Raw genomic sequence first — 12,356 nt, forward strand, 5'->3', positions numbered from 1 at the left:
GGGAGTCATGACAAAGCTTCTGCTCAAGGACATCCGCAAGCGGTTCGGAACGGTCGAGGTCATCCGTGGCGTCGATCTCGAGATCGAGGATGGCGAGTTCGTGGTCTTCGTCGGCCCGTCGGGATGCGGGAAGTCGACGCTGTTGCGGCTGATCTCCGGCCTCGAGCATCTCAGCGAGGGCGAACTCCACATTGGCGGCCGTCTGGTCAATGAGGTTCCGGCGGCCAGGCGCGGCGTGGCCATGGTGTTCCAGTCCTACGCGCTCTACCCTCACCTGACCGTCCGCGACAATATGGGCTTCGGCCTCAAGGTCCGCAAAGTGCCGGCCGGCGAGCGCGCCCGGCGCGTCTCGGAGGCCGCCGCGACGCTGAAGCTCGAGCCGTTGCTCGACCGTTTCCCGCGTCAGCTGTCGGGCGGGCAGCGCCAGCGCGTGGCCATCGGCCGCGCCATCGTCGCCAATCCCGACGTCTTCCTTTTCGACGAACCGCTTTCGAACCTCGACGCCGAACTGCGTGTGCACATGCGCTCCGAGATCGCCGCGCTCCACCAGCGCCTGTCGACGACGATGATCTACGTGACCCACGATCAGATCGAGGCCATGACGCTTGCCGACAAGATCGTGGTTTTGCGCGACGGAAAGATCGAACAGGTCGGCTCACCGCGCGAGCTCTACGACAGCCCCCGAACCATTTTCGTCGCCCAGTTCATCGGCAGCCCGAAGATGAACATCCTGCCGCTCGCCGATGGACGGCCAATCACCCACGGGGCGTCCGTGCCCGCGACGGCCGTCTCGGTCGGCGTTCGGCCCGAGCACCTGTCGCTGGCCCAGCCCTCGTCCGCCACGCTGCGCGGCAAGGTAAAGCTTGCCGAATACACTGGCGCCGTCACGCTCATCCACGTGGAATTGAACGCGGGCCAGACATGCCTTGTCATCCACAATCAGGGGACGGCGCCCGAGATTGGCGCCGAGATCGGCCTGAAAGCAGCCCCCGCGCACCTGCATTTCTTCGACGGCGAAGGGCGCGCGGTCTGACGCGATCATGAATGGCCGCCAGCGCGTAGCCGGCGTGCGGACGCGATAACCCGCGGAAGCATGGGAACGCGGCGAATGACCGGCCGCATTGCCTTCTGTATCCGCTCGCTGGATAGTTCCGGCCATGCTGCAGAGCCTGGCGACTCACTGGCCTCAAATCCTGGCGATCATCTCGGTGGTGATCGCGAGCGTTGGCATTGCCCATGCCGTCATGACCAAGGAGGACGTCCGGGCCGCCACCGGCTGGGTCGGCGTGATGGTGCTGTCGCCGATCCTGGGCGTGCTGATCTATGCCGTGGCCGGCATCAACCGCATCCGGCGCGCCTCGATCAGCGCACAGCGCTCGCTTGCCGGCGATCTGGCGTCCGCCAGGCACGACCGCGACATTGCCGCCGAGGAGGCCCTGATCGTCGAACGATACGGGCCGCGCTTCATCGGCCTCAGGACGCTGGGCGATAGGGTGGCGCGGCGCGCGCTTCATCCGGGAAATGCCATCACGGTCCTGGAAACAGGCGACGAAGCCTACACCGCGATGTGTGCGGCCATCGACGGCGCCGAACGCAGCGTCCTGCTCGAAACCTATATTTTCGACAATGACCCCGTCGGCCTGCTCTTCGTGGAATCCCTTGCCCGGGCGGTCCGCCGCGGCGTCAGCGTGCGCGTGTTGATCGACGCCGTAGGCGCCCGCTATTCCGTGCCCAGCATATTGGGCCACCTGCGCGGCGCCGACATCACCGCCGGGCTCTTCAACGGCAACATCGTCATGGGCCTGCACCTGCCCTATGCCAATCTGAGGACCCACCGGAAGATCCTGGTGGTCGACGGCACGGTTGCCTTTACCGGCGGCATGAACATTCGCAAGGGCTTTTCCGCCGAGTTTGCCGGCTCCAACAGTTCCAGGGACACGCATTTTCGCGTGACCGGTCCAGTGGTAGCCGACCTCTTTTCGGTTGCCGCCGAAGATTGGCGTTTCGCCAGCAACGAGGCGCTGAAGGGCGATGCCTGGCGAATTGCCCCGCTGTCGCCGGCGCCCGCCACGCCCATGCTGGTGCGGGCGGTCGCGTCCGGCCCGGACGCCAGCGTCGAGACCAATCACAAGCTGCTGATCGGCGCCTTCTCCGTCGCGCGCAAATCGATCCGCCTCATGTCGCCCTATTTCCTGCCGGACCGCGAACTGATCAGCGCCCTGACGACCGCGGCAAGACGCGGTGTCGAAATCGATATCGTGGTGCCGGCGGTGAACAATCTTTTCCTTGTCGACCGTGCGATGACGGCGCAATTCGACCAGGTTCTGAAGCACTATTGCCGCGTCTGGCGCACGGAAGGACCTTTCGACCATTCGAAGCTGCTTTCGATCGATGGCGCATGGGCCTATATCGGGTCTTCCAACCTTGACGCCAGGTCGCTACGGCTCAATTTCGAGATCGACCTGGAGGTACTCGACGCCGGCTTCGCCAGCGAGGTCGAAAAGCGGATCGCGGCGGCGATCGAGACGGCCGTCCCTGTCACGCTGGAAGCATTGCGGGCGCGGCCATTCGTCATCCGTCTGTTCGATCGCATCCTGTGGCTGGGCTCGCCCTATCTTTAACAAAAGGACGTGTTTGCCAGATAGCTTGAAATCGATGATGGAACAGATGCCGAAAGGTTCTATTTTTTGAGGTGCATGGTGCAAGCAGCAGGAATGGCGGGCAAACGATGCGGGTGAACGGGCGCAGCCTGCCGGCAAGCATGCTTTTGTCCATTCGCGACAAGCGGATGCGGAAGGCCAATGCCACGTCGACCAACAAGGCGGACGCCACCGGAACGCTGGTCGCCTCCTACAATGTCCACAAATGCATCGGCGTCGACCGCAAGTTCGATCCCGAGCGCACCAGTCGCGTCATCCGCGAGATCGACCCGGATGTCATCGCCCTGCAGGAAGCGGACAACCGTTTCGGCGACCGGACCGGACTTCTCGACCTGTCCCGGCTCGAACTGGAAACCGGCCTGGTGCCGGTGCCGATTTCGGCGACCGGCAAGGGCCATGGCTGGCACGGCAACGTCTTGCTTTTCAAAAAGGGCGTCGTGCGCGACGTGCATCAGATCAGGCTTCCCGGGTTGGAACCGCGTGGCGCTCTGGTGGCGGAAATCGACCTCGACGGAAGCCAGTCCCTGCGCGTCATCGCGGCGCATTTGGGCCTGCTGCGCCGTTCGCGGTCGCAGCAGGCACAGGTCGTCCTGGATATCATGAACAGCCCCGACGAGAAGCCGACGCTGCTGCTCGGCGACCTTAACGAATGGCGCCTCGGAAACCGCTCCGCGCTGAACACGCTGCATCTGACGTTTGGACCGCTGCCTCCGGCTGTTCCCACCTTCCCCTCGAACCTGCCGCTGCTGGCGCTCGACCGCATCATGGCCAACCGGCACGGAATGATCGCGGCCGTCGAAGCGCATGACACGCCGCTGTCGCGGGTCGCCTCCGACCATCTGCCGCTGACCGCCTTTGTCCGCCTGTAGCCACGCGCCGATAACGCCTTGATGTCGACCGCGTTGGAAAGCGTGTAGGGCGGTATCGGAACGGCGGCTCCTTTTGCGAGTTGATATGGCTTGGACAACAGGAGGACGAGACATGAGAAGCTTTTTCCTGGCCTCGATGATGGCGTTGGCCGCTTCGGCTTCCGTCATTGCGCCGACGCAGGCCGCGAGCGTCACCATCCAGTCCGGCGACGAGCCCCAGTATTCGCCCGACGACGACTATGACAATGGCGAGGTCGTCGTGCGCCGCCATCACGATCGCCAGCGTTATATCGACAATCGCTATAACGACGACGAGGACAGCGATGTTCGTTACAGCGACCGCGAATACCGCCGCTACCATCGTCACCACCGCTGCCACATCGAGTTGGTGAAACACTGGCGCCACCATCACAGGGTGATCGAAGAGGTTCGTGTTTGCACCTGACCCGAGGATCGCTGAAGTGCATCTGCGTGGCCTGATTGCAATGCGGTAAGCTGCGGCCACGCCCCTTCCGCTGCACTGGCTATGCCGCATTGCACAATTCCGCGACCTTGCCCACAATGCGGGGCATGGTCCTATCCTCCCCAGCCGTCCTGGTGATCGACGAAAACCGTATCCGCGCCTCGATCATCGAGGCGGGACTGCGCGAGGCCGGCCATCAGCGGGTGACCGTCGTCCATGACGTGGCGGGCATTGCGCGCCGCATCGCCGAGATCGAACCCGACGTGATTGTCATCGACCTCGAAAACCCCAACCGCGACATGCTGGAGAACATGTTCCAGCTGTCGCGCGCGGTGAAGCGCCCGATCGCCATGTTCGTCGACCGTTCCGACCAGGCCTCTATCGAGGCCGCGGTCGATGCCGGCGTGTCCGCCTATGTCGTCGATGGCCTCAGGCAGGAACGCGTGAAGCCGATCCTCGACATGGCCGTCAGCCGCTTCAACGCCTTTTCGCGCATGGCACGCGAACTGGAGGAAGCGCGCAGCGAACTCGAGAACCGCAAGGTCATCGACCGCGCCAAGGGGATATTGATGAAATCGCGGGGTCTGAGCGAAGACGCGGCCTACACGCTGCTGCGCAAGACGGCGATGAACCAGAACCGCAAGATCAGCGACATCGCCCATAGCCTGGTGACGACAGCCGGGCTGCTCGGGCCGCTGGAGGATGAATGAGCATGACAGCTGCGCATCAGATCACCGCCGGCTTCATGCCCCTGTTCGACAGCGCCGTGCTGGTCGCGGCCGGCGAAATGGGCTTTGCCGCGCGCGAAGGCGTCGATCTCGTCCTCCACCGCGAGACCTCCTGGGCCAACATCCGGGACCGCATCGCCATAGGCCATTTCGACCTTGCCCATATGCTTGGGCCGATGCCGCTCGCCTGCAACCTCGGGCTCACGCCGCTGGCATCCGAGACGATCGTGCCCTTTTCGCTCGGCCTCGGCGGCAATTGCGTCACCATCTCCAACGCCGTCTGGGAAGGCATGGCGGCGCATGGCGCCGTATCGGATCTCGATCCGGCCCGCGCCGGCACGGCGCTCGGCGCGTTTATCCGCGAACGCGCGGCGGCCGGCCGCGACCCGCTGCGCTTCGCCGTCGTGCATCCGCATTCCGGGCACAATTACGAACTGCGCTACTGGCTCGCCGCCTGCGGCATCGACCCCGACGGCGAGATCGAGATTGTTATCGTGCCCCCGCCCTTCATGGCCGACGCGCTGGCCGCCGGCCGCATCGACGGCTATTGCGTCGGCGAGCCCTGGAACAGTGCGTCCGTCGCGGCCGGCACCGGCCATATCGTCACCGTCAAAGCGCTTTTGTGGCGCAACAGTCCCGAAAAGGTAATCGGCGCGCGCAAGGCCTGGGCCGAAGCGCAGCCGGAGGCGCTGGCGGCGCTGCTCAGGGCATTGCACCACTCCGCCCGCTGGTGCCAGGACCCGGCCAATCGAGGCGAACTGGCGGCATTGATGGCGCAGCCCGGCTTCCTGGGCCAGTCCACCGAGATCCAGATGCCGGTCCTGACCGGACATCTCCGCCTCGGCAGCGGCGCCGAGCGGAACGTCGAGGACTTCTTCGTTCCGTTCGACAAGGCGGCGAACTTTCCCTGGAAGAGCCATGCGCTGTGGTTCTACACCCAGATGGTGCGCTGGGGCGATATCGCGCACACGCCTGAAAACCTCGCCGTCGCCCGCGACTGCTACCGGCCCGACCTCTATCGGGCGGCGCTGAAGCCGCTCGGCGTGGCGCTGCCGGGCGCCAATGCCAAGGTCGAGGGGGCGTTGAAGATCGCAACGCCCGTCGGCTCGGCCGGGGCAAGCCTGGTGCTCGGCCCCGACGGTTTCTTCGACGGCCGCATCTTCGATCCGGACCAGATCGACGCTTATATCGGGGCGCAGCGGCCAGGGTGATCATTTCCGCGCCGTTCTTGTGCATTGCACAAAATTTATGCGGACTGATCGCATAGCTGACCAATGTTTGGCCTTGTCACTTGGTGGCCGGATCTGCCCGTGAATCGGCTATTCAGCTGAATTCATTCGAAATTCCTTTCTAAGGCGAGACTGGCACGGTTCCTGCATTGAAATAACCGGACCCTTAGTGGGTCACGGAACAGGCGTCCAATGGCGGGCGCCCACAGGCAAAGCTGCCGCTCAGGTCAAGACGCGATCCGGATTCCCGGACGCGAAGACCTGGCCGGCGGCTTTTTTGTTTGGCCGTTCAACCGGAGACGATGATGAAGAAGACGATGAAGAAATGGCTCGGCACCGGTACATCGGTCGGTGATGTGACGCGCCGCGATTTCCTGATCAGCAGCGCCATGACGGCAGGCTTGTTCGTGGCCGCCCGCAAGCTCTTCCCCTCCGGCGCCTATGCCGCCACCTCCGCTCCCGAAGTCACCGGCGCCAAGCTCGGCTTCATCGCGCTGACCGATGCCGCGCCGCTGATGGTCGCCAAGGAAAAGGGCCTGTTCGCCAAATTCGGCATGCCCGATGTTGAAGTGCTCAAGCAGGCTTCCTGGGGCGCGACGCGCGACAATCTGATGCTCGGCGGTGCCGCCAACGGCATCGATGGCGCCCATATCCTGACGCCCATGCCCTATCTGATGCACACTGGCAAGGTGACGCAGAACAACCAGCCGCTGCCGATGGCGATCGTGGCGCGGCTCAATTACGACTGCCAAGGCATTTCGGTCGCGCAGGAATATGCCGTCACCGGCGTCGGCCTCGACGCCTCGAAGCTGAAGGAGGCCTTCGCCGCCAAGAAGGCTGCCGGCAAGGAGGTCAAGGCCGCCATGACCTTCCCGGGCGGCACGCATGATCTATGGCTGCGCTACTGGCTTGCCGCCGGCGGCATCGATCCCGACAAGGACGTCTCGACCATCGTCGTGCCGCCGCCGCAGATGGTGGCCAACATGAAGGTCGGCAACATGGACGTGTTCTGCGTCGGCGAGCCGTGGAACGAGCAGCTCGTCCATCAGGGCGTCGGCTTCACCGCCGCCACCACGGGCGAATTGTGGAAGGAGCATCCCGAAAAGGCGCTCGGCCTGCGCGCCGAATTCATCGACAAATATCCGAATGCCACCAAGGCGATCCTGATGGCGGTCATGGAAGCCCAGCAATGGTGTGAGGCCACGGAAAACAAGAATGAGATGGCCGCCATCATCGGCAAGCGGCAATGGATGAACGTGCCAGCCGCCGACATCATCGGCCGCCTCCAGGGTGACATCAATTACGGCAACGGTCGTGTCGCCACCGGCACCGATCTCTACATGAAATTCTGGAAGGGCGGCGTCTCGTACCCGTTCAAGAGCCATGATTCCTGGTTCCTTGCCGAGAACATACGCTGGGGCAAGTTCGCGCCGACCACCGACATCAAGGCGCTGGTCGACCAGGTCAACCGCGAGGATCTGTGGCGCGAGGCGGCCAAGGACCTCGGCGTGGCGGCCGCCGACGTTCCGGCGTCCTCCTCGCGCGGCGTCGAGACCTTCTTCGACGGCAAGGTCTTCGATCCGGCCAATCCGTCCGCCTATCTCGACAGCCTGAAGATCAAGGTCGCGGCGTAGGCGCTAAGGCCGCCTCCAGTGCAATGGCGCGGAGCGCGGTTGTCGCTCACCAAGACCCGCCCAAGGAGTTTTTCCCAGACATGTCGATCCAGACTATCGAGGACAGCAAGGTGAAGGCGTTCCCCGCCAAGTCGGCCGAAATCATCACCTTCACCGCCAACGCGCGGCGGCGCTTCGATCCGCTCGCGATCGTCGGCAGGCTGGCCAGCACGCTGGTGCCGCCGGCCATCGTCATCGCGCTCATGCTGGTCGTCTGGCAGACCGCCTGCTCGTCGCCCACATCGAGCCTGCCGCCGCCCAGCCAGGTGTGGAACGAGGCCTACGACCTGATCGCGCATCCGTTCTTCGACAACGGCCCGCAGGACATCGGGCTCGCCTGGCGGGTGCTGATCTCGCTGCAGCGCGTCGCCATCGGCTTTGGCCTGGCGGCGATCGTCGGCGTCGCGCTCGGCGCGCTGGTCGGCCAGTCGATCTGGGCCATGCGCGGCCTCGATCCTGTGTTCCAGATCCTGCGCACCGTGCCGCCGTTGGCCTGGCTGCCGCTATCACTGGCGGCGTTCCGCGATTCCAGCCCATCGGCGCTGTTCGTCATTTTCATCACCTCGATCTGGCCGATCATCATCAACACCGCGGTGGGCGTTCGCAACATCCCGCAGGACTATCGCAACGTCGCGCGCATCCTGCGGCTCAACCAGTTCGAATTCTTCGTCAAGATCATGGTGCCGGCGGCCGCGTCCTACATCTTTACCGGCCTGAGGATCGGCATCGGCCTGTCCTGGCTTGCCATCGTCGCCGCCGAAATGCTGACCGGCGGCGTCGGCATCGGCTTCTTCATCTGGGACGCTTGGAACTCGTCGCGGCTGCCCGACATCATCGTCGCGCTCGCCTATATCGGCGTCACCGGCTTCTGCCTCGATCGCATGGTCGCGGCGGTCGGCGCCTTCGTCACCCGCGGCACAACGGCAAAGTGAGGAGACGCTGATGCCCGCCTATCTGAAACTTGACCATATCGACAAATCCTTCGCCCGCGGCGGCCAGGTCAGCGAGGTCCTGAGAGACATCAGGCTGACCATCGACAAGGGCGAATTCGTCTCCATCATCGGCCATTCCGGTTGCGGCAAGTCAACCTTGCTGAACCTGATCGCCGGCCTGACCACAGTGTCCGCCGGCGCCGTGCTGCTCGAGGACAGGGAGGTCGACAGCCCCGGTCCCGAACGCGCCGTGGTGTTCCAGAACCATTCGCTGCTGCCCTGGCTGACAGTCTACGAGAACATCAACCTGGCGGTGTCGAAAGTCTTCGGCCGTTCGAAAAGCAAGGCCGAGCGGCATGACTGGATCATGCGCAATCTCGACCTCGTGCAGATGGCGCACGCCAGGGACAAGCGGCCGGCCGAGATCTCCGGCGGCATGAGGCAGCGCGTCGGCATTGCGCGCGCGCTCGCCATGGAGCCGAAGATCCTGCTGCTCGACGAGCCGTTCGGCGCGCTCGACGCGCTGACGCGAGCCCACCTCCAAGACGCGGTGATGGACATCCACGCCAGGCTCGGCTCGACGACGATCATGATCACCCATGATGTCGACGAGGCGGTGCTGCTCTCCGACCGCATCGTCATGATGACCAACGGTCCGGCGGCGACCATCGGCGAGGTGCTTCCGGTGCCGCTGGCGCGGCCGCGTAGGCGCATCGAGCTCTCTTCCGACCGCACCTTCCTGCACTGCCGCGAGGCGGTGCTGAAATTCCTCTACGAACGCCACCGCTTCGTCGAAGCCGCGGAGTAACGCCATGACCCAAAAACTCGTCATCATCGGCAACGGCATGGCCCCCGGGCGCATGCTGGAGCACCTGCTGGAACAGGCGCCGGACCGCTACAGCGTCACCATCTTCAACGCCGAACCGCGCGTCAATTACGACCGCATCATGCTGTCGCCGGTCCTCTCGGGCGAGAAGGCCTACGAAGAAATCATCATCCATGGCGACGGCTGGTACATCGCCAACAACATCACCCTCTACAAGGGCCATAAGATCGTCGCCATCGACCGCGCAGCGAAGACCGTCACGTCGGACCACGGCGTCACCGAACCCTACGATAAGCTTGTCATCGCCACCGGCTCGGTGCCGTTCATCATCCCGGTGCCCGGCCACAACCTGCCCGGCGTTCTCACCTATCGCGACCTCGACGACGTCCAGGCGATGATGCTCGCGGCCCAGTCGCGCGCCAAGGCTGTGGTCATCGGCGGCGGACTGCTCGGACTGGAAGCAGCAGCGGGCCTCAACGCGCAAGGCATGGACGTCACCGTGCTGCATGTCATGCCGACGCTGATGGAGCGCCAGCTCGATCCGGCGGCAGGCTATCTGTTACAGCGCGCCGTCGAGCAGCGCGGGATCAAGGTTGTCACCAAGGCCAATACAAACGCGATCACGGGCAACGGCAAGGTCGAGCAGGTCGAACTCGTCGACGGCACCGTCATCCCCGCGACGCTGGTGGTGATGGCCGTCGGTATCCGGCCGAATGCAGCGCTGGCGAAGGAGGCGGGCATCGCCGTCAACAGAGGCATCGTCGTCGATGCCGGCATGCGCAGCAACGACCCGGACATCTACGCGCTCGGCGAATGCGCCGAGGTGAACGGCCAGATCTATGGGCTGGTCGCCCCCCTATACGAGATGGCCCGCGTCGCCGCCCGCCAGCTCGCCGGCGACGAGGCGGCCGGTTTTGTCCACATGGACACGCCGACCAAGCTCAAGGTCACCGGCATCGACCTGTTCTCGCTCGGCGACTTCGCAGAGGGCGAGGACCGCCAGGAGATCGTGCTGCGCGACGCGGCGGCCGGCGTCTACAAGCGCCTCGTGCTCAAGGACGACCGCATCATCGGCACCGTGCTCTACGGCGAGACCGCGGACGGCGCCTGGTTCAACGACCTCAAGAAGAAGCAAACAGACATATCGCAAATGCGCGATACGTTGATCTTCGGCCAGTCCTACCAGGGGGGTGCCCCACTGGACCCTATGGCGGCCGTTGCAGCCTTGCCGGATGATGCGGAAATCTGCGGCTGCAACGGCGTCTGCAAGGGCAAGATCACGGGCGCGATCGCGGCCAAGGGGCTGACTTCGCTCGACGACGTGCGCGCGCACACCAAGGCGTCGGCCTCCTGCGGCTCCTGCACCGGGCTGGTCGAAAAACTGATGGTGCTGACCATCGGCGACAAGTACAACCCGGCCGCCGTACAGCCCATGTGCTCCTGCACGACGCTCGGCCATGACGAGGTGCGCCGGCTGATCAAGGCCAAGGCGCTGAAGACCATTCCCGCGATCATGCAGGAACTGGAATGGAAAACCTCCTGCGGCTGCGCCAAATGCCGGCCGGCACTCAACTATTATCTCGTCTGCGACTGGCCGGACGAATACGCGGACGACTACCAGTCACGCGTCATCAACGAGCGCGTCCACGCCAACATCCAGAAGGACGGCACCTATTCGGTGGTGCCGCGCATGTGGGGCGGCGTCACCAATGCCGCCGAACTGCGCGCCATCGCCGATGTCGTCGATAAGTTCGATATCCCGATGGTCAAGGTCACCGGCGGCCAGCGCATCGACATGCTGGGCATCCGCAAGGAAGACCTGCCAGCGGTGTGGGCCGACCTCGGCCAGGCCGGCTTCGTCTCCGGCCACGCCTATGCCAAGGGTCTGCGCACGGTGAAGACCTGCGTCGGTTCCGACTGGTGCCGCTTCGGCACGCAGGATTCCACCGGTCTCGGCATCCGCATCGAGAAATTCATGTGGGGCTCGTGGACGCCGGCCAAGGTCAAGATGGCGGTTTCGGGTTGTCCGAGGAACTGCGCCGAGGCGACCTGCAAAGACGTCGGCGTCATCTGCGTCGACAGTGGCTACGAGATCCACTTCGCGGGTGCGGCAGGCCTCGACATCAAGGGCACCGAAGTGCTTGGCCTGGTCAAGACCGAGGACGAAGCGCTGGAGCATATCGTGGCGCTGACGCAGATGTACCGCGAGCAGGCCCGCTATCTCGAACGCATCTACAAATGGGCCAAGCGCGTCGGCATCGCCGAGATCAAGCGCCAGATCATGGACGATGGCGACAAGCGCAAGGCCTTCTACGACCGCTTCGTCTTTTCCCAGAAATTCGCCCAGGTCGATCCGTGGTCGGAACGCGTGTCAGGCAAGGACAAGCACGAGTTCCGGCCGATGGCCTCGGTCGGGTTCGCGGAGGCGGCGGAGTGATGGAGATGTTCGCGCGAGCCACCCTCTGTCCCGCCGGCCATCTCCCCCTCAAGGGGGGAGATTGGATGCCACAACGGCCTTTGCCAATCGCCAACTTCGCAGAACGGACGCCATCAGCAAAACTACCGATCTCCCCCCTTGAGGGGGAGATGTCCGGCAGGACAGAGGGGGGCGCCTGGGCGCATTCGTATCAAATAAAGGCGACCCAATGACCTGGACACCGATCGGCTCCCTGTCCGACATCCCCCGCCGGGGCGCGCGCTGTGTTGCCACGCCGCAGGGCAAGATCGCTATCTTCCGCACCGCCGAGGACCAGGTCTTCGCCATCGACGATCATTGCCCGCACAGAGGCGGGCCGCTGAGCCAGGGCATCGTGCATGGCGCGGCGGTCACCTGCCCCCTGCACAATTGGGTCATCTCGCTGGAGACCGGCAAGGCGCTCGGCGTCGACGAGGGCGCGGTGCGCACCATTCCGGTGAAGATCGAGGGCGAGCGTTTGTTCATCGCGCTCGAAGCGCTGGCAAGCCGCGCGGCCTGAC

General features: G+C 64.4%; 11 protein-coding genes. All 11 read left to right on the forward strand.

Going from position 1 to position 12,356, the window contains the following annotated elements; translation table 11 throughout:
• The first annotated feature begins 7 nt into the window (after positions 1–7).
• Positions 8–1,033, forward strand: coding sequence for an ABC transporter ATP-binding protein (locus FJ986_RS24040; RefSeq protein WP_140676010.1), 1,026 nt, complete (start codon positions 8–10; stop codon positions 1,031–1,033).
• A 124-nt stretch (positions 1,034–1,157) separates the two neighbouring features.
• Complete coding sequence (locus FJ986_RS24045; protein WP_140624246.1) at positions 1,158–2,621, forward strand: phosphatidylserine/phosphatidylglycerophosphate/cardiolipin synthase family protein; 1,464 nt, start codon at positions 1,158–1,160, stop codon at positions 2,619–2,621.
• 107 nt (positions 2,622–2,728) lie between these two features.
• The gene (locus tag FJ986_RS24050) at positions 2,729–3,529 is read left to right on the forward strand and encodes an endonuclease/exonuclease/phosphatase family protein (RefSeq protein ID WP_140549708.1); all 801 of its coding nucleotides are present in this window, start codon (positions 2,729–2,731) and stop codon (positions 3,527–3,529) included.
• Positions 3,530–3,641: 112 nt separating this feature from the next.
• Positions 3,642–3,974, forward strand: a complete 333-nt coding sequence (locus tag FJ986_RS24055; RefSeq protein ID WP_140496173.1) for a hypothetical protein — start codon at positions 3,642–3,644, stop codon at positions 3,972–3,974.
• Between the two features lie 125 nt (positions 3,975–4,099).
• Complete coding sequence (locus FJ986_RS24060; protein ID WP_140676013.1) at positions 4,100–4,702, forward strand: ANTAR domain-containing response regulator; 603 nt, start codon at positions 4,100–4,102, stop codon at positions 4,700–4,702.
• Positions 4,703–4,704: 2 nt separating this feature from the next.
• Positions 4,705–5,931, forward strand: coding sequence for a CmpA/NrtA family ABC transporter substrate-binding protein (locus tag FJ986_RS24065; RefSeq protein ID WP_181181920.1), 1,227 nt, complete (start codon positions 4,705–4,707; stop codon positions 5,929–5,931).
• Between the two features lie 335 nt (positions 5,932–6,266).
• A complete protein-coding gene (locus FJ986_RS24070) occupies positions 6,267–7,583 on the forward strand; it encodes a CmpA/NrtA family ABC transporter substrate-binding protein (protein WP_140676122.1) in 1,317 nt (438 codons plus the stop codon).
• Positions 7,584–7,663: 80 nt separating this feature from the next.
• Positions 7,664–8,554, forward strand: a complete 891-nt coding sequence (gene ntrB / locus FJ986_RS24075; protein WP_140676019.1) for a nitrate ABC transporter permease — start codon at positions 7,664–7,666, stop codon at positions 8,552–8,554.
• Between the two features lie 10 nt (positions 8,555–8,564).
• Positions 8,565–9,362: an ABC transporter ATP-binding protein gene (locus tag FJ986_RS24080; protein ID WP_140676022.1), complete on the forward strand. Its 798-nt coding sequence runs from the start codon at positions 8,565–8,567 to the stop codon at positions 9,360–9,362.
• 4 nt (positions 9,363–9,366) lie between these two features.
• Positions 9,367–11,817 (forward strand): nitrite reductase large subunit NirB, encoded by a 2,451-nt coding sequence (gene nirB / locus FJ986_RS24085; protein WP_140676025.1) that lies wholly within the window; start codon positions 9,367–9,369, stop codon positions 11,815–11,817.
• Positions 11,818–12,025: 208 nt separating this feature from the next.
• Entirely contained in the window at positions 12,026–12,355 is a 330-nt protein-coding gene (nirD, locus tag FJ986_RS24090) for a nitrite reductase small subunit NirD (protein ID WP_140676028.1), read from the forward strand.
• The last annotated feature ends 1 nt before the right edge of the window (position 12,356 follow it).

The organism is Mesorhizobium sp. B1-1-1 (assembly GCF_006442955.1).
Taxonomy (GTDB): domain Bacteria; phylum Pseudomonadota; class Alphaproteobacteria; order Rhizobiales; family Rhizobiaceae; genus Mesorhizobium.

Bases quoted from the DNA above. Each gene is read 5' to 3' on its own strand.
- FJ986_RS24070 (WP_140676122.1), top strand. From the start codon at position 6,267: ATGAAGAAATGGCTCGGCACCGGTACATCGGTCGGTGATGTGACGCGC.
- FJ986_RS24040 (WP_140676010.1), top strand. From the start codon at position 8: ATGACAAAGCTTCTGCTCAAGGACATCCGCAAGCGGTTCGGAACGGTC.
- nirB (WP_140676025.1), top strand. From the start codon at position 9,367: ATGACCCAAAAACTCGTCATCATCGGCAACGGCATGGCCCCCGGGCGC.
- FJ986_RS24065 (WP_181181920.1), top strand. From the start codon at position 4,705: ATGACAGCTGCGCATCAGATCACCGCCGGCTTCATGCCCCTGTTCGAC.
- FJ986_RS24045 (WP_140624246.1), top strand. From the start codon at position 1,158: ATGCTGCAGAGCCTGGCGACTCACTGGCCTCAAATCCTGGCGATCATC.
- FJ986_RS24055 (WP_140496173.1), top strand. From the start codon at position 3,642: ATGAGAAGCTTTTTCCTGGCCTCGATGATGGCGTTGGCCGCTTCGGCT.
- FJ986_RS24080 (WP_140676022.1), top strand. From the start codon at position 8,565: ATGCCCGCCTATCTGAAACTTGACCATATCGACAAATCCTTCGCCCGC.
- ntrB (WP_140676019.1), top strand. From the start codon at position 7,664: ATGTCGATCCAGACTATCGAGGACAGCAAGGTGAAGGCGTTCCCCGCC.
- nirD (WP_140676028.1), top strand. From the start codon at position 12,026: ATGACCTGGACACCGATCGGCTCCCTGTCCGACATCCCCCGCCGGGGC.
- FJ986_RS24060 (WP_140676013.1), top strand. From the start codon at position 4,100: ATGGTCCTATCCTCCCCAGCCGTCCTGGTGATCGACGAAAACCGTATC.
- FJ986_RS24050 (WP_140549708.1), top strand. From the start codon at position 2,729: ATGCGGGTGAACGGGCGCAGCCTGCCGGCAAGCATGCTTTTGTCCATT.